Raw genomic sequence first — 26,475 nt, 5'->3', positions numbered from 1 at the left:
ATTTGTTGCTATCATAATATGATTTTCGTTCTATGTTTTCAAGTTTAGACTGTGCTTGGGAAAAGCTTTAACAATTGAACTGTATACGTCTGCAAGCTACGGATGGGTTCTAACGCATCCTTGCATTCGTGTGAAATCCAAGTGTAACCTTCTTGCGTGAGTCGATATACATAGGTATGCTTCCGATTCGAAGTCCATCTCCCGATAATCCATCCTCTTTCTGGGTGCTCCATTTCATGAGCCAATTCATAAATGTATCCTTCACCACACTGCCAACCATACCGGAGCTGCATCAGTTCATATATCTCGACACAGGTACACGCCTTTTCTTTCTCCAGGATTGTCAGAAATAAATAACGAGTGAGATGACGTACATTAATCAACCGGTTAAAATGCTTACGTACTGCATCACTCATCGGTGGTCTTTCTTTTAACGGATGGCCGTTTAATTCACTTACAAAATAATCTGTCGTATCTTTGAGCTCACTTAGCAAAACATAGTAGGTGCTGCTCAACTCTTCTTGTTTTTTAATACCTTGATCAGTAATGGCCATAATTTTATGATTCCCGATTCTTTCAGCCTGTACCACCCAGTTGTGTGAAGCCATCTCGCGAATGACCTGGTAGATGTAAATCCTTGAGTTCAGATTCTCGGATTCTCTAACAACGGTCTCACTCAGAGATTTCATCACTTGTGGCTCTATACGCAGTTCACGAAAGATGATCAAGTAAATGATGTCTTTAGTACTTAACCCTAAGCCATCTTGAGTAGTCAGGGTTCCAATTTTAGCTACCATATGTGAACCTCCTATCATTATGATAGTGGATTGTAATACACTATGTTTTCGTGCGAACTTTTAATAGCTTGACCTGTTCCCAGGCCTCCTCCACCGTCTTGAGCCAGATACCAGAGGGGATTCCAGAAAGATCGATCGGGGAAATAGGATCTATGTCTAAGTTCCGGACGAACGCTTTTCGTGCGCCAACATTGGTGCACATATGGAAATCCTTTTCCTCTATAAGAAAATTGCGCAAGTGTTCTATTCTCTGACGGAATAATTTGCGATGTTCACTTGACTCTTTTTCTTTTAAAGTTTCTATTTCATCTTCGTACTGTTCCAACAAACCTTCAATAAACTGTTCTTTGTCTTTAGGATACCTTTCATCGTTCGAATGTTCAAAACAGTACATCATACCCTCATGTGCTAAGAAGAGAGTGATTTCTTGTTCTTCCCCGATGTGAACCCGCAAACGATTTTGCGATTCATTGAATTCCCTTACCTTATTAGAGACTTTCTCTTTAACGTATCCTAGAGGTCTTCTGTTTAGGTCATTGTCATTAATCAACTGGTCATCAATTTCAAACTCTTCAAGACGCTGAATGTCATAAAATATCACTGATGTCTTCCAGAGTGCCACTAGCTTTAGAAAGTCTTTATATTCCTCAAGTTGTACATCCACATGATCCGGGATCGCCGGCAATAGCAAAGTGCAGTTCTGTTCCAGATCTTTTTCGCATGTTTTATAAGTGAATGATTCCATAATTCACCTCTCCTCTCCTGATAAGATAGTCGTCAAACATTTTTAACACCTGTCTGATCCGATAGTTACAAGGTATGTATGTCGTAGATGATCTTTACCTGTCTATGATCCCATGCAGACGTGATTACCAACTTGAAAATCTATAAAAGAGCATGTCGAAGACCATAGAATAATCATGTCCTGACGAGGTCAAACTTAAAAGTTAAAAGGAGCATGAGACGTTTATCAAACCTTCAGTCCTCGGAGGCAGAGGTGTATTCCTCGTAAACTTGCAGCAATATGTTTAGCATTTTGATTTTTTTACTAGGAGTGTTCTCTTTTTCTAATATCCATTTAGTCTTAAGTGCAAATAGATGTTCTGGAAGATAATATTCCGAAAAATCAGTATATTTAAAAGCTTGTTGGACATCCTCTCTACTCCCATACTCATAAACATATTTGGTTATGCCACTGGACAAAATTCTCTTACGTTCATCCTGCATATCATCGACTTGCTCTTTTATTCTTTCTAGATCCAGATTTAAGTCGGAAAAACGAGCATCAGTAGCAACACACTGATTTAATTGATCTTTCACATCGTTAAAACGTTTTTCTAAACGCAAAATCAATTCATCGGTGAACTCCAATTCAGTTTTAGGTTTTGTTTTACTCACGGATTAGCCTCCCTATTATGATTAAGCTATCCTGGTACAACCCATCGTAAGCTCCAATCGATTGTACCAGGATAGTATGGAACACAAATGAAGTTGAAAGAGTAGAAGAGGGGAACGAATGTACGTTTGTTTACCTGATTATAGCATATGCATTTTGAACCCACTACAGGTAAGCATTACATTCACTACTCGATAGGTTTGCGATCTGCTATGCTATCCTAGGTCTGTTGACATGTGGGTCATCATCTACTAAGTCCAGCATAGACCTCACTCCGCTGAATATGTATGTCTTCTGCAGCTAGGTTTGTTCTTCGTTCATATCCTTCCCCTTTGTGACGAGGTTTTCTACTTTGGCCAATTTTGTACGTACGTAGTTGCAGATCTAAATTCTTCTTCTTGATCCGGATCAAGTCATGTTTTTGTTTGTGGGGGCGGGGGGATGATCTTCTCGGCGGCAACCAGGGTCCATACAATGTAGCAGAGTTCAAATCCGAAGATCAAAACCCGTTGAAAAGGTAGGGCCAACCACCCAACAGGCAAGCAAAAGAATGAGGTACATGAAAGAAAAAAACGGAGAAAAAGGGATATGTGGAAGAGGTAGAGCTATTCAAATCAGATCTATTAAGTCGAGTGAGGTCTATGCTGTGCTTAATAGATGTTCTTTTAACAATTTATGTAGATGATTTCCCCTGTGACTTAACCCATAAGTTTGCCATTTCGCAAGCTTATGCTTCCAAAAACTCATGGCAAACTTATGCTTCCAATTCACCCATCTGCAAACACACATTCCTATTTCGCTTTGAAAATGTGCAAAAAGTGTCCGTTTCTAGGACCTTTATGAATGAAAATCACTAAAATTATCGGTTGCGGGATTCAAAATGTCAATTTGAGTTAGAGGCAGTTTAAATTATGCTTTAAATGAAATCTTTAAAGTCAAAGAAGCCAACCACTAATACGATTGACTTCACTTGAGTTTATTGAGCTATCGTTTCCCGTTAGTGTAATGGTTTCTTACTACAGATACCATTAATGATAACGGAAACTGAATTGCGGCTGCCGTTTTTCTTTGTAGAGTTATTGTTCCCCACACAACTAAGAAACAATTGATCCTTAAACAAATAAGGCTATTCTATTTTAATAATTGTCTCACAAAAGTCGAAAAATTCATTTAGATCTGTAAGTTGCGCTACATTTTTAATTCGATTTGTATTTTCAATCTTTTCAATTTCAAGCCCTTTCATTTCAACATATTCCTTGGCTGCTTGGTTTGTAGAGGGATTAGATTTCCAGACTTCTAATTGCGCTCTAGCATGACTAAGTGAGTAATGCAAATTAGAATGTGTCGAGGCATCGATAGGGGTGTAACTCTTTGACATATAATCTTCTGTAATATTCAATCCTACAATCATATATTTTTCTTGAAAATACTTCGCTCTAAATTCTGAACGCTGTTGGAAATATGCATAGATAGGAGTTTCTCCTACTTCTCCATATTTGCCGACAATCTCAGTGGGGTATGTAATACAGTAATCAAGATAGTGAGTAAGTTCATGAACGATAACGGATTCAATTGTAGTTAAAGAAACACCAATACCCTCCATCTTTGTCAAGTTTATAACAATAATGGGTTTGCCTATCTTTCTAGTTTCGTCATTTTGAGAACTTATAGGGATAAATATACCATTTGAGTTTCCGTCTTCATTTGGATTAGATTGTCGTTTTTTTACGTCAGTAATATAATCCCTTGACATGACAATATGAACCTTGATTTCTTCAATAGGCAGACCTGTTTCCTTTATAAAAAACTCTATCGCATTTTTTATACATTGTTTATATTTAATCCTGACTTGTGCTGAATTGATCTCTACAGTTATTTCTCCTACCAATGAAAACTCCATATCTAGATCACACTGCCCCTTCTGATGGTAAAGTTCACAGCCCACTTCGACTAGTTCTGACCTTTTTTACGATTACATAGTCAGGATACCACTGTCAAGTTATTGGGAAATCCTATCTACGATATTCACGGGTATAAAGAACTTGCTCCGCACACCTCATAAGGATGACGTAATGGACGTAGATATTTGAAGCCCACAGCAAGGAATACTGAATTATAAATGCCACGTTCAGATATCGAGGTCTTGCACAGGTATGCATGCTGCGGTCGGGCATTGAAACTGGAGTTGAACTACAGACTTAGTAAAGTGAAAAGTCCCATTTAGGGGCTAGTGGTTTTTCAAAGGAGAGGTTGCTACTAACCTACCCGTTAGTTCAACAGAGCAGCCGATCACTTTGGTCAGCTGCTTTGTTGGTTTTATTGAGCTATCGTTTCCCGTTAGCTTAATACTTATTTGTACACTCTGATCTATAAGCTTTCTTATCTGCCCGTTAGCTTAATAATTTGCGGGCGAAAATTGATTAGGTATAAGTCTAATCGGTAATCGTATCAGGTTACTGTGCTTGGCTCGGGACAAGAACTTGTCCCACACTAAAATAAAAAAGCCGCTAAATAGCGACTTTCAATGAGATCATGATTTTGTCCCTCATATAGATATCTAATTATTGGTAATTTCATTAATGATTCTGGGTAGCCGTATCCTGGAATAAAGACAGAACATTGTGGAGTTTCTGACCATAATTCGGTACGAAGAAGTCTCCTGATATCTTTGCCTGCTTTTTTGAAATAATCTTGTTTAATCATGTGTGCCTCACCTACACATGCAGTTACATCCAAATCTATAACGAGCACTGAATTCGATTGAAGAGAACCCGTTTGCCCTAATGCTGTATAAAAAGTAGCTGCGGGATAAGCTAACAAGAGAATAGCGTCAAGCATCGAGAACCACACAGTCGTTCCATAAGTACCATGGCTGTCTCCACTAGCAATAGCTTTTGGAGCATTATAAAAATCCCCATTAGGTGCAAAAGCATTTGAAGGTAACGCTGCAGCCATACAGAACCAGCTCGCAAAAAGAGGCCTGTCGGCATTCAATAGATGCGCAGCATGTGCAAAGACGTAACACCCCAGTGAATGAGTGAAGACTCGGCCTTGTGAGTAATTAGACATTTTACTTAAGAAATTAGTCCTTAGATAATCCCCAGAAACTCTAGCTCTTCTTTCCAATTCACGCCAAACTACTGATGTGTACAAATCAAAAGGTACTCCCCCAGGAAATGTGCCGAAAATACTTTCAATTGCTTTTTGCACTAAGGTCTTCTTCTCATCAGATAATTTACTATCATATGCAAGAATCTATATGCTGACGTGGTCATAATTTGTAGGGCTGTTTGTAAACATATTGGCAGTTTTTTCAAAAGCTTCATAAAAATCTAAAGAATCTTTTTCGCTATTATCATTTTCCATCCCATATATAAATATATACGGGTAATTGTTTAAGGAATCTGATTTCGGTACCCTTTCAAGATTATAGGCTTCCTCCCCTCGAGCAGCTGGACCGGGATTTGTCACCCGATATAGACGAGGATCAGGATCTTGTATAACTTCTCCAAATATCGAATTCCATATATCATCGATTAAATCCGAAGGTATAATTCGGTATTTATTTAAAATCTGAATATACGATATATATGGAGATATTACTGTATCAAGAATCAATCTTGGTGTTCGCGCTAATGCTGCCTCGGTACATGATTGAAGAATATCTGTTGCCCCATTATAGCCACCAACAAGTGCATCGTATGCCGGTTTAACTACTTCTTTTACTGCACCCGTTGCATCTTCCCATCTTATTTACCTACCTTCTTTTATTATTCGAGCAGCCTCCTTTGTTTCTGTTGTATTATCCCTATCTAATTCAAAATTTATACATAATAGCATTAGTTTACTGAATTCTCCCGGAACTTTATAAAGCATTAAAAATAATGCCTCTTACATATATACTGAGGAGTGAGTATATAACACTTATACAGAACTGCTTGTTGTTTCATATTGAAAATATCAAATCATTGTCCTAATTGACATGCAATAATTTGATGCCAGCGTTGAAAAAGCACAAAACACAAATATATAACCTTACTAATAAACAAAATGAATGATTTATGTTGAAAACAGACAACGATAGTTATAGGATAAAAAAATGAAGCCAACCGCAACAGCGGTTGGCTTCATTTTTTTCGTTCCTTACTTATAAAAGAATTCAAAGTCATGTTCAATGTTTAAAAATAATGCCCCATCATTTTAGGATTGGCCCCCACAACTTGAACCAAATCGCAATTCTCCCCACATGATATTTAACTATTAGTTATATTCCGCTAGGAAAACGCTCGTTAAAAACAAAACATTAATTCTTAGTCCACGAATCAAAAGTACCTAGAATACTCACTCAAATCAAAATCATTTCCAAGGATATGAATCACAACTTCTTTGATCTCTTCAGATTCCTCTCGTTTTCTTGAACGGTTGTATATTTGTGAACTACTGTTTGCTTCTTTTAACAAATATAATATATTATCTTTATTGAATTTTTTAATATAAGGTTTAATAAATTGGCTATAATTATAATCAGCTTGGTCAAAATTATAACTATTAGCAAAAATAGCTATGTTGAGTTCGTATACTTTATTTTGCAATCCCTGGTCTTCAGCAATTATGATTAGATCTCTTATTCGTTCTACATCAAGATAGTTACCTAACTCAGAAACCATTGTAGACTTCACATAATCAATATGCCTTTCTATATTATCCTGCAAAAACCAAGCAGAAATGAGTAAACTTCTACTATTTTCGACAGTCCTTTCAATTAAAGCTTTGCAAGCTTCATTGAGTGCATTGTATACGCCGTTATACAGAGTAAGAAAACTTATCAGATACTCTATTGGGGCGCCTAGTGTAATATCACTGTAGTAATTTTTTTCATTGTTAATTTGTGCTAAAAGATTCACATGGTTTCTTTCATACATTATTTTTAAGGCTCGGTAGTTTAAATCTCTATACTTAGTTGTTTCATCATTTTCTGTCTTGAACACCATTTTCCAAAAGTCTCTGAAGACCTTAGATTCAACTTCAGGGACAAAGTGTCGTAAGTACTTTGTTTCCAAATACCTTTTTAATCTTTGATCATCTAACAATGCCCCATCTAATCTAGCTAAATCCTCAAGCAACTCAATTGTAATTTTTTTAGACAAAAGAGGGGGCTTAATTAACACACTTTCAAGAATGTTCCTAATATGCGCCCTAACCGACTCCTTGTTCGGAGCGTACAAGATATAATTTTCATTCACTACAGGATGTGCAGATAAGTGGCGATTTAATCTTAGATTTTCAATATGTTGCTTTTCTGCAACATTGATTAAGGACGTTCTATCCTGAATCAAATCTACTAACTTTGTTTCCCATTCAGACGATTTTGAATTAGCTTTTTGCAGTGCTTCTACTTCACTCATAATAGAAATAGCAGTTTGGTCATTATATAGTTCCTTTAAGTCTGTTACTTTATAAAGCAAATCGCAAATGGTTACAGAATATAACATCACTAATGCAGAACGGTAATTTCCATTGTGGTAAGAACTAATAACTTCTTGAAAATATTCTTTCGATTTAGGATGATATATTTTCTCAGAAACGTATTCAATCGAAAAATCCACCGAACCACTTCCTTATCTATTATGTAGAAAGCCTACTTTCGTTTTATATTTGTGCTCTTTTTTGACTTATTATTTCAACTCATCGGGTAGCTTGAAAAACCGTATGCATTCCATAATGCATTCATGATTGGTCTGATTACTTCAGCAATATTCACTTCATTCAAATCTTCTATAAAAATTTCAGGGAAAATCATCTTATCCGATTCATACGGAATTAAATCAATTCCAGTATAGAAGGGATCAATATCCGATAGAATTAATTCCTCTACCCCGTACAGGGAAACCATTACGTATAATGGTTCTCTTATCCCTAATGAAATATAATTCTGAAGTGAATATGCAAATGTCTTACTCAACGAGTCGTAAAGTTTACTCCCCATAATTCTTTTATCTTGAATAACCCTGGTTGATGAATGCTCTATGATACCATCTCTGAATAGCTGGAATTTACATGTTCTATCATTTGATTCAGAATACACTCCGGTAAAGTTAATGCGTTTATTATCATTTGAAGTTCCCAAGGGCGTTGTCCTAATTAGATTAAATACCCCTGATAAATCAACTACATTTGAATTTTCAAAAGCCGTTACCGGAATAAAATGAAGAAGTAAAAATGAACTTCTGTTGAACTTGTCTATATGATAAGCAACTCGTTCTGCATGGAAGTTCCCATACTTTACGTTAAATCCAGCACTCCCTAAAAACATCTGACGAAGTTGTTGCACATCCAATTCGTATTTACCGTTCGACTGACGAGCAAAAAATTTCGAGTTGTGACTACATCTGTGCGGACGGAGCCAGCTCCTTTGTGTACGTATTACTATCACGTACTTTAATACTTCAATTTCAATGAATTCAATCTCGATATTAGTGATCCTGGGCTCGATTCGACTTCGAAAAATTTCGAGTAATCTTAACTTCTCCTTGTCTATATCTTTACATTCAACTCCAACGAGTCGAATTGGCACTCCCTCCTCCTCATCCACTCCAATTATTAAGTCACCACCTTGCGAATTTGCAAATGAAATCACTGCCTCACATAATTGTTCAGGTCTAATCAATTCCCTCTTATAATCAATTTGCTGACCTTCTCTTGCAGATAGTTCTCCAATTAGAGATTCAATATCACTGGGCTTTATTTGGTTAATAGCTTTATAAAATAATGACATTCTGATAATCCTTCCTTGAGTAAGAATTAAATACACCCTTAGCTATCATTAGTTTTTTATATATATTTGAAATAATCTTCAGCAAAACAATCGAAGATGACTTTATATTTCATACGTAGCTTTAATAAATATAGGGAAATAGGCAGACTCCGTGTTCCCGCCGCATGGATAGAACAGGATAGATAAGGGAGTAACTGATTAGAATCTGCCATTTACAGACTAAAGTCCTTCCTCCAAATCCAATGATCCATACTTTTTATTATCAATGAAAAAAAGAATCTTCCTCTGTTTTCAAGAATATTTTCTAAGAAAGTTCTTTACATAAGTTACACTGAATTATAAACCAATTTCTCTTTAAAGGTATTATAAATTTCAGCATGCTCTTGGTAATCCTTTTTAGATAAAGTTTTTCTTTCATTCAATAAGCGAATAATATACTTCCTTAACGAATAAATTTCTCAGCTTACTTATTTGCTCTTCAACTTAACGAAAAAAGGAGTAGCCTGCAGAATGCCAAACATTTTTTTGTTAAATGATTTCTTCCAGTTAGAATTAATGAATCTATCCTGTTCATTTAATATCTTACATATTTATAGTGACAAATTTATTTTTTCCCATTACCAAAATACATTTCATGATCTTGCATACGTAGAATATAACCATTGTTACAATTGTCTTTTAATCTATTGTTGTAATAAATTAGCTCATCTTTTGTAAGATCTCTTACTACATATTGATTCATAGTAGGACCTTTTAATACTGTACAAGCAATATTGGGATCTATAGGGAAGATATACTCTATTTTGCCTATAGGATTAGTAAATCTACAAACAGGATTATCACTGGTAATGAATTCTCCATTAGCAGGAGCTCTTAAGAAAACAATGGTTGACTCATTAACAAATGTATTAACCTCATCCATGATCACTCCAGTTCCATTAAGAAATTGACGATATAATTTCAATATATAACTATGGGCATATTCATCGTACAATGTCTCTAAAAATGGAAATAACCGTTCTTCTTTTGGGATTTCTATTGATTTAAAGTCGATACTAAAAAAGTCATGTTGTAAGACTGAATCCAATGCTTTTTGTAATACTGGATGATAAGGTTTCGCTCGCCATTCAAGGGAAACCATAAACTTAATTAGATCGTCTCTTTTTAATGTAGTTGATGAATAAGTATCAGTTGACGATACTACCTCCTTAATTTCTTTATGAATTGAGTTCCAATAATTTTCATAGTTACGATCCCAATTTCTTTCAATATCTTTTCTTGTTCTTAAACGTACAGTACTCCTAAGCAATCGTTTTATTTCATCTGAAACTAGATTGCCTTTCAAGTCACAAATACTCCATTCATCGAATTTATAAAAGTTTAGATTCATATCTCTTGGATTTTCAAATGTATTACCGTCCAATTTGACAACATATTCTTTCAGTGGTTCAAAAAAATATTCGAAATCTTTATCGTTACCACTAAGAGAGCCTGCTCTAATTGTATGATAATCATCAATCCCTGCAAATCTTTTGGTGTTCTTTTCCTCCCCTATACCGTCGCTTCCTTTTTTCACAACATAGATTGACGATTTTCCATGTTTCCAGGCCTTCATATAGGTTTGAGGAGTAAGATGATGATAAATTGCTTCAGTATCCATTATTATCTCCTTATCATGTTTTATAAAATCTCCATCTCAGCGAAACTAGCTTTCAAAAAGTCAACAAAATCAGTAAATTTAATGACTTAATTATATTATGTAACTAATCTACCCGTTAGCTTAATAAAGCATTACATTTTGACATAAACACACACAAAAGGCACCCAAGAACTAACTGGACGAAGCTTATAAATTTCTATTCAAGACATAGAAAGGCATCTTCTTATAATATCGATACTAACAAATAGTTTCCAGATTATAAGAAGATGCACAAACACTTGTTATGCACTATTTAAATTAATTCAACCATATGATCTGTAAGTTCTATCGGTTGCTCACCATTAAATATGGTAAGACTAATTGAGAAGATGCTGCTAGGATCACCACCAATGATTAATAATACTGGTTCTGGACAGTGAATTGATTTATCAGCTGAAATTTTATTCATTTGAACACGGTCAATTGAACTCATTTTACTTGAAGCAAAGGGATGGAAATGCCATTCTCCTAAATAATAAGCTTTCTCTACTTTCCACACTTCTTCAAGCCAATCTTTGAGACCATCGACTCCTCTATAAAAGCGAGTTCTTGTGTGCTTAGAATCTCTCGGCGCTCCACTTCCCTGGACAATTATCGCTTTTTGTAACATATCATCGTAATAACCCACTAGGATACCGCCAGTCTCTAACTTCCCACAACATATACATTGTTCAAGTAATCGTTTTAACATGTTATCTTCAAATTCTACTTCAAACGTTCCATTCAGATCACGATATCGATGAAGAAGCATTAAAACACCTCTCGTTGTTTTAAAATGACCCCTGCCGGCATTCCATTAAACTGTTGATGCTCATAAACAGCGAATATGCTAGATCCAAACGAATCTGGCCACCAAGCTTCCATTTCTTTGATAGCTAATCCGGCCATAATCCATATATCATCTAATCGAGCTGGGAATAGAGGGTGATAACATCCGATTCCTTCTCTTGGTAATACTGTAGCCTTATTCTCTTCTCGTTCTAAAGCTAACCAAGGCTGGAGAAATTCAAAGAATGTTTTCCGTGGAAAAGGGTGCTTATTGGATAATAATAAAAACATTCTTTTAGCCCCGAATCCGAGTGAAATAGAAATAAACCTTTTAGGGAGTGTCCAATCAAACAAATTCAAATGGTTAATAACTGTATCGCTACCGGTTGTATCAATAACAACATCGTGATTTTCTAAACAATCCACCTCTTCTTCATTAAAATTCGGGAACCGATTTGTAATAGCTGATGATCTAATGTGTAAATTATTTTTGTTGATTCTAATTGATAAGGATTCAGCTTTATTTAGGGACAAATATTCTATACCAAGTATGTGCCTAGATAGATTTCCTATTTTCAATGTATCTTCATCACAAATTGTAATCTTTGAAACTCCCGTGCGAGAAAGTAATTCAACAATTGCTGAGCCCAATGCACCAGCACCTATTAAAAATATACTATCCTGTTGCATTTTCTTATTCAAACTTCCTCTACTTAGAATTGCCTCTTTGCTCCAATTTTCTGTAGGAAGGTACCTCAACTCCTTACTTGGCTTAAGCTCATTCAAGCGATCCATTAGGAAATAATAGTCGTTAACTTTTCTAAAACCTTTCACTTTCTTTACTTTTTTACTGAGCTTTGGCATTTCTATAGCTATCCAATGTAAAACTTGATTTTCTTGTCCAATTATTTGAGGAATGGGGAAACCAATTAATATGAAGTTTCTATCACGTTCTCTAAATGTATGCATTAAATCATAGACCTCTTTCCAGAGATCTATTTGTTGAAGTTTACAGACAAAATCTAATTCCTCAATTGTCTTGGGATATGACCATGGACTTAGCGTAGGGTGGGAATGTAGTAATAGCCAGACACCATAATATTGTTCAGCATCAGAGGAAACGTCAAATAGTTTACCCCAATCATAACTCTGTACCTTTTCACTTTTATTATTTTCAAGTTGTGAGACAAAAATAATATCGGGGAATTGTTTTACTACTCTTAAAGAAAGTAAACCTGATCTCGACTTAACCGAATTCCATTTATTAAGATGTTGATACTCCTCAGCAAAAACGATTTTTTCTTTCATTTTCCTTGTAAATGCGATATGAGGAAGTTCGAAATGATCGCCTTCTTTTATCAAAGAATCATTTGAAGCTGCCACAATCCACAATTTAAGACGTTCAACGTGCCAATAAAGACGTTGTTCAGCATCTAACAGTTCTTCATTGTCAGACAATCTATCCAAGTTCCCGTTATCCCAATCAGTACAAATCTTCCCCCATCTCCAAGGGTAATCGTCTGTTGCAATGTTCTCATTTTGATGGTGATACGTGTTTATGATACTTCTATTTTTATCAGGATATATGCTAATAGACCCCCTTGGATAAAGGGGATCTATCAGCATATACCATTGAGTGGATAAAGAAATAGAGGATTGGTTAACTTCAGGTACTATTATGCTGAAGTGAAGTACCCAACTTTCTAATTTTTCAAACCAAAACATATCCTCTAACTGTTCGTATCCTTCCAAAACTTCTAGATGACTACATGCAAAACTAATCGGTTCTGGCAAAATATTTTTTTCAGTCATCCAAACCTTCCACCTTTGATTTCATCAGGAATAGGATCTACCCTTGCAGAGAAGCTACCTGAACTTTCCTTACTGATACTGTTTGAAGTCTCAGGCAACTTAAATTTTGATCCAAACAATTCATTCCAAGCTTCCGCACTTTCTTTAACAGTAGTTGCATCGGTAGCTTTTCTTGCAATTACTGCAGCTTCTTTAATAATTTCATAGAAATCTTTATATTCCTCATCCGAAACTCTTGCCATTACATCATGATCAGGAACACCGTGGTCAGGCATAATAGGTTTAGTGGAGTAGTCACTTACAATTTTCTCTAAAACCTCAGTGACTCCTTGTCCTACACTTTGAATATCATCTGGACAACACATCCCTATTAAATGTTCAAAGGGGTACCCTTTTGGATATTTAGGAACATTATTTAGTCTGCGCCACCATTTTAGTGCCTTAACGACATTAACATAGTGACGATTACAAGATTTGTTTTTTTCTTGGGTCCATTTGATTTGAGCAAGAGGGTCGGTTTGTTTCCACTCTTCTGCCTCTCTATCCGGAATCCAAAGAGGAACTGATTTCCATTCAGGTTCGTTCACATTTGAATATGTTTTTAGAACAGAACTTGAATCCATTGTTTCATTAAGAACTTCCCAAGATTTCTTCAATGACCAGGTTTCAATATCTTCCAAAGATCGTAAGTCGGTTACACTATTAGATTCTAATATCCCTTCTTCACTTTCTGAAGGAGCTGCAGTAATAACAACATCTAGATCTACATAACTTAATGATATTCCAATTGAACGTCCCTGAATTTCATATTTACCTGCATAGTGTTTCTCCATAAAAGGAACAAATTTTTGAAGCGCATCTTCTGGATTGCTGTATTCCTCCATACTGAGTTTAGTTACCACAATGACATCGACATCCGAACGACTCTCTCCTTTTGGACGAACAGCTGTAGATCTTCGATAACTCCCTTGGAGAAATGTACTCACAATAATTTTAGATATTTCTTCATCTTCTTCTAATCGATTTCTTAGCGTTGTGTGGCCTTTAATAAGATCATCCACTTGATTCTCTGTTAATCGAATTTCTTTAAGAAATCTTGCAAAGTAGGTAGGAATATTCATAAAGTGACCTCCATTTTAGTTAGAGTGGGAGTGAAAACGAAGAATGATATGATCCATCTCCTGATAAATCATGTTCATATAGCTCTATTCCAGGTATATTAGCTGCTTGTTGACCAAGGAAGAAAACAAATCCACCCGGCGCAGCAATAAAAAAGTGAACTTTCCCTTTTCTTTGGCGTGGGTTACGTCGATCAAGCACCTTAATGACTTGCTCTGCAAGCAACCAAGCGTGAGTACCATCTTTTATAGCTTTAAATCCCTCTGAAGGCATACAAAAATGATAGAAAGCTTGTACTTGAAGATTCCTATCCTCTATATACCATTCAACATGAGATTTAACATTACGGGTTACACTAATTGCAACTACTGTATCCCCTTGATTTAATTGATTATCTGAAAACTCTTCATTGAAGCTCGTGTAGTCAGGTTCTATATCAAAATGTATATCTGGTATCCAAGCCATCAATCCATCACCACGTTGTACTGGAAATGCCTTTACTCCAGATTTAGGATTAAGTATCAATCCTGAAACAAATGTTATAGAGAGATGTGTATTAAATTGAATTAAGTAGGCACTACCTGGTGAAAAAACTTCTTGTATAAATCCCTTAAGTTTTGGTGCAATATCAACAATCCAACTGCGGTCCACTTTGATTAGTCGTTCATCAAAATGGTCACTTAGACAAAGTAGATGGCTAGTCTCTTCTGCTAGAGTTTCAGTAAAAGGAATAAAACTCCTTATTCCGACTGGAATTTCATCGGTTAGAATCAAAGGTCGTCCTGAGTATAGCCTCTCGTTTTTACATAATCTGAGAAGATTATCTTTGTTAAAGTTTTTACTCCCTTTACTGGCGCAATTAACAATTAAATCATTATATGGGTTAACAAGAATCGTTGCATCAATTGGCTTAAGGCCAGCCAGCATTAATTTTGTGTTTAGTTGTTCTTTAATCATTATTGAGATACCTGGTTTACTATGTTGAATACGAATACTTCTAAGGATTTGTCGCAATTCATCCTCATCACGAAGCTCGAGTTGTTCTATCATAGATTTTCGAGCAAGTGCAATTTTACTTCTCTGTCTTCCGTCGAAGAATAAATCTAAATTCAACTTATTGTGATGATTATCCAACAACTTTTCTAAGAGATCACCTTTTTGAATGTTCCATGGAGTTAGTAGATGGAATCGGGCTTTAGTGTATCCTTGCTTTATAGCATCCCGAACTCTGTGTAAAAATGAGTGTGTCGAAGCGTTAATAAATGAAGGGTTAATGAGGTCCAGCAATTCAATCTGTTCTGTATTCTTAACATGATACTTAACTTGGTAAAAATCCATCGTAATTTCATCATCAATACCATAATCGCCTGCAATTGGTTTAACATATTCAACTACAACATCATCGAGAGATTTAACCCGATCATCTTCATATGATACGATTCGAATGTTGGATTCTTTATGTAGCAATTCGGAAGCAAATACCCAAAAATACAAATTCTGGTAAGTCAGACCAGCATTTATAGCATCAATAGCTTTACCCATTTTACCACAATCCTATTATAAGATTAAAGAACTTATGTTCCCTAATTGTATTATCCCATACAAATTAATCATTTTCAATTATGATTTCTAGTTTCATGATATTCAGTTCTTTGAAGTCACATAAAATTCCAAAAAGTTATTGATCTCTCTAGTTGGCGGTCGTCTCCTGTTATTTTTTCTTTTGATATTAACAGTAGGCAACCAGTTTGCACTCGAACTCACGACATCTGAATTGGATATCAATTCAGGTATAGCTTTATTACCTGCATGGAAAATTTGTAGAATGGCTGGTGCACCACCACTTTTAGCTGCAGATCGCTATTGGTCAATGTGTCTCCAGTAAGTGCAGAGCGATTATAAGGGACAAGAAATCCATCAATCTGATAAAACCAAGATCATAATTATAGGGGTTGTTAAATACTTTTACAACCCATTCAGAAACAGATCTGGCAGAAGAATGACTGGATTAAAGATGATATCCTGTTTGAATTGACTAATGTATATTTTGATAAAAACACACTGCTAAATTATGCAACCACACTTAAGTAGTAAAATAAATGATGCCATTACGCGAATATCGTAGTGGCATCATTTATTTTATATATAATTATTGATAAGCATAGCCGTATACCGTAATTCAGAATCCTCCATCGCAATCATTGTTAGTATGCGATTCAAGAACCACTTGATAAGTTCTCCCTGGTATTGCATTGCTTATATTATAACTTTCCCCTTAAACATTTTCTGTAAAAGTCTTACTATAGTGAACTTGTCCTGTGCTAAAATCGGTAATTTGCAAAGTAAAATAGGCCGATTCACCAGCCTGCACCCCTACCATTTGTAGATCAGTTATTTGAAAAGTGGTAACCCCTGAGTTTGTATATAAACTCGCACCATCAAAGTCACCTATGTTGCCGCCAAGGAATTGGAACCACTTATCCCGCTTGCTTAAGACAAACTTATATAGACTTGCTTTCTTAAAAAAAGCCGCTATAATAGCGACTTTGAATGGAAAATGTAATTCTATGGGGGAGAATCTGTAATGTAGCCATCGTAGATCAAAAGGTTAATAATTTCGAAGAATACAGGCAGATTATCGATGTTGAACGAACGCTCAGTAATCAGATGGACTTCAACTTTTCCTCTAGCGTAGCAGTCAGTATATTGTACACTTACCGTTCAACACAACAACGTTTAGCATAGTAGGCTTATACTGACCAATGAGACTTTAGCACGAACCCTCATTATCTTTTTCATTTGAATCAATATTACCAAAATAGACAGGATTCCAACCATTCATAATTTCTATTCATTTTCAGTTGAGATTTTTTTAAAGGCTTTGTACGGCACTTTAATCAGATTAAAGCTGCCTGAAGGTAACTTATTGATAGTCTGCCGTGTATCACTATCCCTTATTGTCATTCCAATAATTACCTGACTATTCTTAAACTTAATGATGTGGTTAAAAAACTTCTCTACATCACTACTAACGATACTATGTTGAGCAGGTTCATCAAAGATAAGAATCCCTGGGTGATTTCCTGATCTTTCATTAGATGTTTCTAGCAGCGATAGTACAAAAGACCATATCGCTCTTATATTATCACTCGCAGAAGAATCAAACTTCATATCAAACCCCTCGATAACAGGGAGATATGAATCCATTGAAATTTCAATTTGATTTAAATTAGGTATACTTTTATAGCCAAACTGTGAGAGATTCCTGATAAAATGCTTTCTTAGAATTTTAATTTTATCTTCATCTGACTCAGAAAATTTCTTTTTTGGAAGGTCAGCTTTGTCTTCTAGATACTTTTTCCAATCATCAGATAGGTCGCGAAGCTTTTGCTTTTTTTTAATAATGTACTCCACTAATTGATGGAGACTATTCATTTCAGCATCTAACTGTAATTTCTTATGAATAATGGATTCTGATATATTTTCATTAATGGAATATAAATCATTCCGTAAAGATTTGGCCATACTACGAAGTGTAAGTAAGCTATTCTCCAATTGTTTAATTCTCTCCTGAATTTTCTCCTTATTTTTTCTATGACTGATTTGCGCAAATTCGAGCATCTCTTTTTGAGCATTCAAATGTCTGATATTTTCATCTATACTCATGACTTGCAAATGACCAGAATGGGGTATTAACGAATCCTGAATAGGTTGACTACATACTGGGCACGTATCTTTTGAGGTTGCGAAATCTAGTTCCGAACCTAGATTTCGCAATCTAGCTGCATCTTTATTATTTCGAATATCGGTCTCAATGATTTCAAGGTTGTTTACTAATTTATCAATGCTGATGCTTTCAGCGTGTAATAGCCCTCTATTTTTATAAAGCTCGCGCTCAAAACTTTCAATAGAGTTTTCGGTTGCATTAAGTTCTTCTTGGATATCATCAAAATTATCTACTACTCTAGGCTTTAACAGCGTAAGATGACCATACTCTACTTGAAGCTCATCAATATATTCTTGAATCTCTACATCTTCTTTTTTTATGATGAGGTGTAATAGATCTTCTTCTGACAGTACTTGAGGAGACAACGGAAGCCCATGTGGAACACAACCCTCTCTGTGTACAAGGATATTTAACTCTTTTATTAAGGAGTTCCATTGAAATTTTATACTGCTGTCTCTCGTTCTGAGAGAGTCTTTCTTTTTCTCATTTTCCAAAGTATCCAGACGTAATAAAAACTCTAATACACGCTTTTTGGACTCTCTTATTCCTAAAAACGGCATCCCTGACATAATATTTGACCAACCATTTTTTTGCTCGATAAACATTGCAGAGAAAATCAATTGTAAGTATAGTTTTTTTGTCCCATCATCAGCAGCTGGCACTAATGGAAGCTCAATATGTAAAAAACCTTCTAAAAAAGTGTGAAATCCCTTCACATTTATTGCTGAATTAGGCATATGAACATACATATCTTCAATTAGTATACCTGCCTTTTTGATATTATTGATTTCACTGTGATAAACGGTAATAAGCTTGTTATCTCTACCTTCCATCGTAGCAGCACGGTAAATTGTAATTTTTTCTTTTCCATTATAAATCTCAAGATAAGCTCCTGACTCTACGACTGGCCAAACCTCTTCTCCCTCTTCAATAGCTGTCTTATAGACTGCTGTAAGTACTTTTTCACCTCTTCCACCAATGATTTCTTCAAAACCTAGACAATAATAAATAGCAGCAATAACAGAGCTTTTACCACTAGTGTTGTCTTCACTAGCCAATATATTTAATCCATCCGTAAATAATTCATCATATCCGTATAGACCATTAGTTGTATTAATTTGAATTTTTAATCGATTAATTCTCAGCACTGGAATACCTCCACAAAGATGTAAGAGCCTTAATTTTCTCTTCAGTTAACATCGTTGACAAAGAAGCTAAATATCTTTTTTCATCCTTCATTAATTGCTTGTCCTTAATGATATTTCTCACATAATTTTTTCCTATCTTATTAAGCTTATATAAGCCATTTTGTTGTTGAACAATTAACCCATCAGCAACTGCAAATCGTATAGCATGATTTACTGCTGGGTCAAAGCGAACCACAGTGTAATTTATATGTCGATCGTATGCCAAATCTTTCAAAATTTCCATATCTTGTTTTGTACTAAGCCCAATTGAAATCATGTGTAGCTTTAATAAGGAACAACCACCACGACTACACATATCCATAATTAAGCATAATTGAGCAATTTTATAGCTTATCCGATAGTTATAAGGTACAGCATCTGGTTTAGCTTCAAATACGATTTCGTCTGCTATAATATAGTTTTTATCATTCATCTTCGACTCACCTGCTTCTGAATTGCATGGAACAATCAGCAAGCCATCCACTTATAAGGTCAAGCTTTAATTCCATAATCGATGCTATATTTAGATATTTAAACTGTTCCAATTTTTTTTGAAAATCATCTAAAATCTCGTTAAAAAGTTGTGCATTTATTGATCTGTTAGTATTCATCCTAGTTTTAAAGGCTACTTCCTTTTTGTATGATTGCTCTAAAGTAAATATATCCTCGTAAACTTCAGCATACGATACTCTTAATACTTTTAAAATTTCCAAGCCATTGATGTACGAATTAATATACATATTTACAAGTTCTTTATAGTCCTCGTCAGATTCATCATCATCACCTCTAACAGCCTTTACTTTTCTTTTGATGTTCTCAACTTTTTCTGAATCACATTGTGACCAATCCGGATCATTCGTTGTATGGTGAATTGCAATATTAAGCTGCATATCCGTCAAAGTTGTTCTTATTATTCTGGATATCTCCACCTTAAAATCTTCTGCCTGTTTTATCACAATAATAAAGTCGTCACATATGTATTCATAATTGCTTGGGTCTGAATTCTTTAATGCTATAACTTCTTTGCGCTTGTTTTCTGCATGTGATATGATCCTTGAATCTTTATATTCAGGAATGACAAAATGCCATTCTTTAATCACAGGCACACCCAACCCCTTCAATCTATCGGCATACTTAGGTGATATCAGCTTACCAATATCTTTGGTCATTTTATCTCTTAAGTGGTCATGTAACTCATCATCTGTGTAACTACGTTCTGGACAGTAACATTGGTAAACTCTTCCACTTCGTGTAAAACCCTCAATACCAGCATCACCACCATGAACAGCAGGTATTTCTGTAAAATGCTCATCTTGATACTTTGTCCTATAACATGAATTAATTAATTTTTCCCAAGACCTTCCGTCTAAAGGAGTGTCTATAAACTTTAGAATCATACTACCCCACCTAATAATGATATTGATAAAGAACTTCTTTCTTCAGCGTCTCGTTGTAATACATGGAAATCCACCATGAACGTATCCATAGAGCTAGGGTAACGAACTTTTGCTAATTGAAAAGTTGGATATACCTTCACGATAATCACTTCTTTATCGACAAAAAAAAGTTGTTCATTTTCACGAGGCACTGTAGCAGTCATTATCTCAGCTCCTCACCTAAAACATTCCCTTTGAATCCTTATATTACCATTTAAAAACTAAAAGAACAATCAGTTAATAACATTTAGTAAGCGCATAACAATTACACTTAAATATAGAGGCGATACAGTGAGAATACAAGGAAATGTAAAAGACAGCATCTCTATAAACTATAGAATCTAAACTCCCCAATGGTCGTACTTAGTACAGCGTCGATACCTCTAAACCATTTTCGTATCCAAGTTAAATTATGTACCCTGCAAATCGCTCTCACAAGCTAGCCGCAGAGCAAACTCTTACAGACCGCTCGTAGCATCTTTAAGAATTAAAATAATCGTGCAGAGAATAATAAACGACAGTAAAGTCAGAAGATATTCTGATGTTCAGTTACTTTTTTATGCTACAGGTAGCAGCATAATAAGCATATGCAAAAACTAAAATTAAATTGATTATGCCAATATACCGTGGACCCCATATGGTTGATAGGAATCCATATAAATAAATACAAGCCAATCTAAAATTGTATGTTCAAATCGGCTTCTCAATAGAATCTCTGAGAGAATAAGATCGAGTACCATAAGAAAGAATATTGCTGAGAATAATAGTGAGATTAAAGAGATTTGTTAATCCAATCTTCAGTTAGTGCGATATTTCCTATCAAAACGAACGTTATTACCGCTGGAAGACAATCTGGGAGAGAGAGCATCCAGATCCGATGGTCGAGAAAGTAGTTAAGCTTGTACTCAGCACAAGTTCCGGTATAGATATCGAAAGATCACTGCCTTGCTTCGGATTGAAGGTCCCATAAATCTATTGCATACATCTCCATGTTATCCGGTAGATTTTTGTAAAGAGAAATGAGCCAGCTGAACCATGAACAAACCAACAATGATTCCACGAACGCTTAAACCAAAAAAATGACGCCGCGGATTAATTGAAAAGTTTTCGAATCCATGTCTTACAATTAGCAACTTAAATAGGATATTTACAAATTGCTGCTTCAAACAATTGGATCAGCTTTTTGGCATGCTCCTTTATGTTACAAACAGAGTTTTCTATTAGCTGATCAACAAAAGATAACTGGACATATAGTTTTATTCAATTTCACTGATAAATAAACTTGTGATATAACGAACAATTATACTACGTCTAACTTGAGTTATATGAAATAAAATTTAATCCCTTACCTCTCTTCTTTCAGAATCTAAACAAGAACTTCTACCCATATAAAGTGAAGAATCCGCTAAAAAGCGACTTTCGGATATTGAAACTACTAGACTCCATTTTAAAGCGTTAATGGTTAGATTTAATGCACTCCTTTTGTATTTTACGGGACAAGGATAGGAGTCCACTGATAAAAGATAGGGGAAAATATCATCAATATCCTTGTTCATTCTTTACCATGCTAAAAGTATATTTACGAGTGGCAGCATTTTTCCCCTTTCCATCTATTCTTGTCCATCTGTAGCTCAGTGCTAGCAACTAATTCTCCGTGTTGTTGATGAACCCAGAATCACAGATCTTAGACAGTCATTTGACAATAAAAATCCATAGTTCTATAATTTATTAATAGTAATGATTACGAATAAAAGAGATGAAGCAACTTCCAATTCTAACACACATAAAAATACACGTATTCCAGTTACCTTACTGACTGATTTTGCTAGGAACAGGATAAATAACCCTGCTGAAGTATATACTGACACCGCCCTTGACACAAAAATTGACGCTTCAGTAAATGAATGTGGTGGAATGGATATCGATAACAAAAATATCAGGATATATTACAGTGACTTAACCAGCTAAACGATTCCGATAATGAAAACAAAACCTCCTAGTCTGAAAGATTGTACCAGCCCAGCTACGAGGTCTCTTATTGTATGGATTGAATAATACTGACTCCCCCGTACAACATGAAATGAGGGTTCAGGAGTTGGATATATCTGGCTTGACGATACAAATTCATAGTACTAGGGAAGGTTGGTCTCCATGCAAGAAATATTAGGAGTTTACAAGTATGCGAAGCAACACAGGAAGCAGATGTATAAAGCTATCATTTATTTAGGAATCAGTGGAGCGTTGAGTGTACTGCCTTTTTATTTCACCTACGATATCATCATACAATTGACCGGGGAGAGCAATGTGACGTTAAGCAATTTGGCTACGACGGCCTGTATGATGTTTATCGCCTTGGTACTTCGATCTTACACCCACAATAAAGGACTAACTGCTTCCCACCATCTCGCTTACGACACCCTTATGGGCATGCGCAAGCGCTCCGCTGATAAACTGAGGATGATGCCGATGGGAGCAATACAACGACACGGTGCAGGCAGTTTGAAGAAAAACTTTGTCGAAAGCATCGAAGATATGGAGATCATTTTGGCACATAGTATTCCTGAAGGCATTTCCAATCTGCTTACCATCCTCATTATAACCAGCACCCTATTAATGATTGATTGGCGTCTCGCTCTGCTCTCTCTTGGCACAGTACCTGTCGGTATTTTAGCCATTTCCTTCATGATGAAGAATAGTAAGAAACGAATAGCTCCTTACTATCAAGCAGCAAAAGAAATGAACGATACAATTATTGAGTATATTTCAGGTATTGAAGTCATCAAGGTATTTAACCAGACAACAGCATCTTTTCGTAAATATTCTTCATCCGTAGAGCACTATAAGCGAACAGCGCTCGATTGGTATCGTATATCATGGAGCTATATGACGGTTTACAGCATTATCCTGCCATCAACCCTGGTGTTTCTTCTTCCCGTTGGAACGAACTTATATAACAACGGCTCGCTTACATTTGGCACATTTGTCTTATGTATCATGTTGGCACTCAGTATGGGGCAACCTCTGCTCCGGCTGGTCGAATTCATCCCTTTACTCCCCAACCTGAAGGAGAAAGCAAAGAAAATCGAGCAATTGTTTGATGAGCCGGAGATACAGGAAGGCATGATTCGTGAAGCACCGTCTCACTTCACGATTGAATTCCACGACGTTTCGTTTGGTTATTCGGATCAGAATGTGATCGAGAAGCTGAGCTTCACTGCGGAAGCGAACCATGTAACGGCGTTGGTCGGTGAATCGGGCGCAGGTAAATCAACCATAGCCAAGCTGCTCGTTCGTTTCTGGGATGTGAAGAGCGGTGAAATTACGATCGGGGGAATTCCGGTCCAACACCTTACTTTCGAGATGTTAATGAACACCATCAGCTATGTTTCCCAAGATGTGTATTTGTTCAATACGACCATCATGGAGAATATACGAATGGGCAAGCCAGATGCTACTGATGATGAAATTATTCAGATGGCCAAATATGCCCAATGCCATGATTTTATCATGACATTGGAGCACGGGTATCAGACCATTGTCGGCGAAGCGGGCGATAAGCTGTCAGGGGGGCAGCGTCAACGCCTTTCAATAGCGCGAGCCATGTTGAAGAATGCACCGATTGTTGTACTTGATGAAGCCACATCGGCAACTGACCCCGAGAACGAGGACAAAATTCAGGAAGCGCTCAATACCCTTATTAAAGGGAAAACACTGCTGGTTATCGCCCACCGTCTCTCGACGATTGTTGAAGCGAACAAGATTATTCTCATGGATACAGGGAGAGTGGTTGCTCAAGGTACACACGAAGTGCTCCTAAGTTCTTCTCCACTTTATAAACTGATGTGGGGAGCACATATGGAATCTATGAACTGGGATATTAAGGTGAAGGAAAGGAGTGATCTGCGTGCTTAGGTTTATTGGCAGAATGCTTTTTCTCGCAGGTGAGCATTCGTGGCGGATCAAGCTTGCGTTCGTCTTCAGCTTCTTGGAAAGTCTGTTGGCGAACACCCCTGTCTTTGTATTGCTTTATATTTTCACAAAAATCATGGACCAATCCTTAACAAGCATGGACGGCTGGCTGAGCGGCGGTATTATGGTGGCTGCTATTCTGGCGCGATTTGTGCTGCGGCGTCTATTCCTTACCCTGCAAAGCGGCACGGGATATGAAATATCCGCCCGCGAACGACTAGTGATCGGTGACCTTCTTAAACGTTTTCCCATGAGCTACTTTACAGAAGGCAATCTGGGCAGGGTTACGTCTTCCATCTCAGTTGACCTGGTTTTTATCGAGGTACAGGGTATGAAGGCCATGGACAAGGTTGTGAACGGATTCAGTTCCTTATTGATTGGTTGTGTTGTGCTCCTCATACTCGATTGGCGGATTGGAATTGTGACGGTCATCCTTGCCCTATTTGCCTTAGCCGCGCTAGAACGGCTGCAGCGAGTAGGCAAGATGCACTCACCAATCAGGCAGGAACAGCAATCCAGGTTGACCTCGTCTATCCTGGAATACGTGCGCGGCATGTCTATTATCAAATCGTTGAACATGACTGGCGAAAAAGCCAAAGCTGTCAACGAAACGATTGAAAATGCGCGCGATTATTCGATCAATTATGAAGAGAAATTCACACCGCCAAACTTCCATTATCAAATATGGCTTTCTCTCGCCACTGCATTAACGGTTTTTATGTCAGCAGCCTTCTATCATACTGGCACGATGAGCATCTCGCTGATGCTGATGCTCATCGTCTATGTGCACTACATGTATCTTCCTGTCAGAGCGTTGAGTTCACAAGCTGGCCAACTAAGGGGCATGGAGACAGCACTGAATCGGTATGAGCAGCTGCTTAACGTCAACATTATCGATGAGGATGGCTATGATATTCCCTTGAAGCGATTCGATATCGAGTTTAAGGATGTATCCTTCTCTTATGAGGAAAACCCAACATTGCGCAACATCAGCTTTCGCGTTCCCGAGAAGAGTATGACTGCAATTGTTGGAGCATCCGGATCGGGCAAAACAACGATAGCTAACCTGATCGTCCGCTTTTGGGATGTCCAGCAGGGCGAGGTCCTTGTTGGAGGTGTCAACGTGAAGGAGATGAACAGCAAAAGCCTGTTGCAGAACATCAGCATGGTGTTTCAGAAAGTATATTTGTTCAATGATACAATCTATAAGAACATTCTATTCGGTAAACCAAACGCCACTTTTGAGGAGGTTGCTGCAGCAGCAAAAAAAGCACGCTGCCACGAGTTCATCACCTCATTGGAACATGGCTACGATACGGTCGTTGGCGAAGGAGGCGGAAAGCTGTCAGGGGGCGAAAAACAGCGAATTTCAATTGCCAGGGCAATCTTGAAGGACGCGCCAATCGTCCTGCTTGATGAAGCTACCGCAAGCATCGACCCAGACAATGAGAAGCATATCCAGCAAGCGATCAGCGAACTGGTCAAGGATAAGACACTGGTCATCATCGCTCACAGATTGTCTACAATCCGCAGCGCAAATCAAATTATCGTTCTGGATCAAGGCAACCTGATTCAGAAAGGCACACATAATGAGCTAATTCAGCATGAAGGCCAATATCGCCATCTATGGCACAAACGGCTAACATCCCGTAGTTGGAAAATCCCTTCCACCGCTGAATCTTCTGGAACGGATCGTTAAAAGGTGGTTGATCCTTTCTACGCATGCCAAATAACCTCCTAACTAACGGAGGTTATTTGGCATGTATACTTTAAACGACGTAGCGAGCGTC

18 protein-coding genes and 1 pseudogene are annotated in these 26,475 nt (G+C 36.8%); 2 read left to right on the top strand and 17 right to left on the bottom strand.

Annotated features, from left to right (window positions below):
* Window positions 1–44 precede the first annotated feature (44 nt).
* From ACX9NY_RS30485 to ACX9NY_RS30405, 17 genes and pseudogenes are all read right to left on the bottom strand, one after another.
* Window positions 45–797: a hypothetical protein gene (locus ACX9NY_RS30485; RefSeq protein WP_472479946.1), complete on the bottom strand. Its 753-nt coding sequence runs from the start codon at window positions 795–797 to the stop codon at window positions 45–47.
* 40 nt (window positions 798–837) lie between these two features.
* A complete protein-coding gene (locus tag ACX9NY_RS30480) occupies window positions 838–1,542 on the bottom strand; it encodes a hypothetical protein (RefSeq protein WP_472479944.1) in 705 nt (234 codons plus the stop codon).
* Between the two features lie 233 nt (window positions 1,543–1,775).
* Window positions 1,776–2,195 (bottom strand): hypothetical protein, encoded by a 420-nt coding sequence (locus ACX9NY_RS30475; RefSeq protein WP_472479942.1) that lies wholly within the window; start codon window positions 2,193–2,195, stop codon window positions 1,776–1,778.
* Between the two features lie 1,124 nt (window positions 2,196–3,319).
* Complete coding sequence (locus tag ACX9NY_RS30470) at window positions 3,320–4,093, bottom strand: hypothetical protein (protein WP_472479940.1); 774 nt, start codon at window positions 4,091–4,093, stop codon at window positions 3,320–3,322.
* Between the two features lie 590 nt (window positions 4,094–4,683).
* On the bottom strand, window positions 4,684–5,403 hold the full coding sequence (locus ACX9NY_RS30465) for a hypothetical protein (RefSeq protein WP_472479938.1): 720 nt from the start codon (window positions 5,401–5,403) through the stop codon (window positions 4,684–4,686).
* Between the two features lie 1,112 nt (window positions 5,404–6,515).
* Entirely contained in the window at window positions 6,516–7,799 is a 1,284-nt protein-coding gene (locus tag ACX9NY_RS30460; RefSeq protein WP_472479936.1) for a hypothetical protein, read from the bottom strand.
* 74 nt (window positions 7,800–7,873) lie between these two features.
* Window positions 7,874–8,968: an AlbA family DNA-binding domain-containing protein gene (locus ACX9NY_RS30455; protein ID WP_472479934.1), complete on the bottom strand. Its 1,095-nt coding sequence runs from the start codon at window positions 8,966–8,968 to the stop codon at window positions 7,874–7,876.
* Window positions 8,969–9,572: 604 nt separating this feature from the next.
* Window positions 9,573–10,628 carry a DUF4238 domain-containing protein gene (locus ACX9NY_RS30450; protein ID WP_472479932.1) on the bottom strand — a complete coding sequence of 352 codons (1,056 nt, stop codon included), beginning with the start codon at window positions 10,626–10,628 and terminating at the stop codon, window positions 9,573–9,575.
* A gap of 292 nt (window positions 10,629–10,920) precedes the next feature.
* Entirely contained in the window at window positions 10,921–11,418 is a 498-nt protein-coding gene (locus ACX9NY_RS30445) for a Mov34/MPN/PAD-1 family protein (protein WP_472479930.1), read from the bottom strand.
* On the bottom strand, window positions 11,418–13,247 hold the full coding sequence (locus tag ACX9NY_RS30440) for a ThiF family adenylyltransferase (protein ID WP_472479928.1): 1,830 nt from the start codon (window positions 13,245–13,247) through the stop codon (window positions 11,418–11,420). The genes ACX9NY_RS30445 and ACX9NY_RS30440 overlap by 1 nt, the downstream gene beginning before the upstream one ends.
* Window positions 13,244–14,368, bottom strand: a complete 1,125-nt coding sequence (locus ACX9NY_RS30435; RefSeq protein WP_472479926.1) for an SMODS domain-containing nucleotidyltransferase — start codon at window positions 14,366–14,368, stop codon at window positions 13,244–13,246. The genes ACX9NY_RS30440 and ACX9NY_RS30435 overlap by 4 nt, the downstream gene beginning before the upstream one ends.
* 19 nt (window positions 14,369–14,387) lie before the next feature.
* Window positions 14,388–15,908 carry an SAVED domain-containing protein gene (locus ACX9NY_RS30430; RefSeq protein WP_472479924.1) on the bottom strand — a complete coding sequence of 507 codons (1,521 nt, stop codon included), beginning with the start codon at window positions 15,906–15,908 and terminating at the stop codon, window positions 14,388–14,390.
* 204 nt (window positions 15,909–16,112) lie between these two features.
* A pseudogene (locus ACX9NY_RS30425) lies at window positions 16,113–16,223 on the bottom strand (hypothetical protein); the annotation flags it as partial.
* Between the two features lie 990 nt (window positions 16,224–17,213).
* Window positions 17,214–19,241, bottom strand: a complete 2,028-nt coding sequence (locus ACX9NY_RS30420) for a hypothetical protein (RefSeq protein WP_472479922.1) — start codon at window positions 19,239–19,241, stop codon at window positions 17,214–17,216.
* Window positions 19,228–19,713, bottom strand: a complete 486-nt coding sequence (locus ACX9NY_RS30415; protein ID WP_472479920.1) for a hypothetical protein — start codon at window positions 19,711–19,713, stop codon at window positions 19,228–19,230. The genes ACX9NY_RS30420 and ACX9NY_RS30415 overlap by 14 nt, the downstream gene beginning before the upstream one ends.
* A 7-nt stretch (window positions 19,714–19,720) precedes the next feature.
* The gene (locus ACX9NY_RS30410; protein ID WP_472479918.1) at window positions 19,721–20,677 is read right to left on the bottom strand and encodes a hypothetical protein; all 957 of its coding nucleotides are present in this window, start codon (window positions 20,675–20,677) and stop codon (window positions 19,721–19,723) included.
* Window positions 20,674–20,880, bottom strand: coding sequence for a hypothetical protein (locus tag ACX9NY_RS30405; protein ID WP_472479916.1), 207 nt, complete (start codon window positions 20,878–20,880; stop codon window positions 20,674–20,676). The genes ACX9NY_RS30410 and ACX9NY_RS30405 overlap by 4 nt, the downstream gene beginning before the upstream one ends.
* Window positions 20,881–22,867: 1,987 nt before the next feature.
* On the opposite strand from ACX9NY_RS30405, the gene ACX9NY_RS30400 reads away from it, so the two are divergent.
* Both ACX9NY_RS30400 and ACX9NY_RS30395 read left to right on the top strand, forming a co-directional pair.
* Entirely contained in the window at window positions 22,868–24,628 is a 1,761-nt protein-coding gene (locus tag ACX9NY_RS30400) for an ABC transporter ATP-binding protein (protein WP_472479914.1), read from the top strand.
* Window positions 24,621–26,384, top strand: a complete 1,764-nt coding sequence (locus tag ACX9NY_RS30395; protein WP_472479912.1) for an ABC transporter ATP-binding protein — start codon at window positions 24,621–24,623, stop codon at window positions 26,382–26,384. Before ACX9NY_RS30400 ends, ACX9NY_RS30395 begins: the two co-directional genes overlap by 8 nt.
* Window positions 26,385–26,475 lie beyond the last annotated feature (91 nt).

Source organism: Paenibacillus sp. CB74 (assembly GCF_055687625.1).
This window is presented reverse-complemented; position numbering and strand designations above follow the sequence as displayed.

Excerpts from the sequence above, each read along its gene's own strand:
- ACX9NY_RS30455 (WP_472479934.1), bottom strand. The coding sequence starts at position 8,968 with ATGTCATTATTTTATAAAGCTATTAACCAAATAAAGCCCAGTGATATT.
- ACX9NY_RS30440 (WP_472479928.1), bottom strand. The coding sequence starts at position 13,247 with ATGACTGAAAAAAATATTTTGCCAGAACCGATTAGTTTTGCATGTAGT.
- ACX9NY_RS30415 (WP_472479920.1), bottom strand. The coding sequence starts at position 19,713 with ATGAATGATAAAAACTATATTATAGCAGACGAAATCGTATTTGAAGCT.
- ACX9NY_RS30430 (WP_472479924.1), bottom strand. The coding sequence starts at position 15,908 with ATGGGTAAAGCTATTGATGCTATAAATGCTGGTCTGACTTACCAGAAT.
- ACX9NY_RS30445 (WP_472479930.1), bottom strand. The coding sequence starts at position 11,418 with ATGCTTCTTCATCGATATCGTGATCTGAATGGAACGTTTGAAGTAGAA.
- ACX9NY_RS30400 (WP_472479914.1), top strand. The coding sequence starts at position 22,868 with ATGCAAGAAATATTAGGAGTTTACAAGTATGCGAAGCAACACAGGAAG.
- ACX9NY_RS30480 (WP_472479944.1), bottom strand. The coding sequence starts at position 1,542 with ATGGAATCATTCACTTATAAAACATGCGAAAAAGATCTGGAACAGAAC.
- ACX9NY_RS30410 (WP_472479918.1), bottom strand. The coding sequence starts at position 20,677 with ATGATTCTAAAGTTTATAGACACTCCTTTAGACGGAAGGTCTTGGGAA.
- ACX9NY_RS30435 (WP_472479926.1), bottom strand. The coding sequence starts at position 14,368 with ATGAATATTCCTACCTACTTTGCAAGATTTCTTAAAGAAATTCGATTA.
- ACX9NY_RS30405 (WP_472479916.1), bottom strand. The coding sequence starts at position 20,880 with ATGACTGCTACAGTGCCTCGTGAAAATGAACAACTTTTTTTTGTCGAT.
- ACX9NY_RS30485 (WP_472479946.1), bottom strand. The coding sequence starts at position 797 with ATGGTAGCTAAAATTGGAACCCTGACTACTCAAGATGGCTTAGGGTTA.
- ACX9NY_RS30450 (WP_472479932.1), bottom strand. The coding sequence starts at position 10,628 with ATGGATACTGAAGCAATTTATCATCATCTTACTCCTCAAACCTATATG.
- ACX9NY_RS30470 (WP_472479940.1), bottom strand. The coding sequence starts at position 4,093 with ATGGAGTTTTCATTGGTAGGAGAAATAACTGTAGAGATCAATTCAGCA.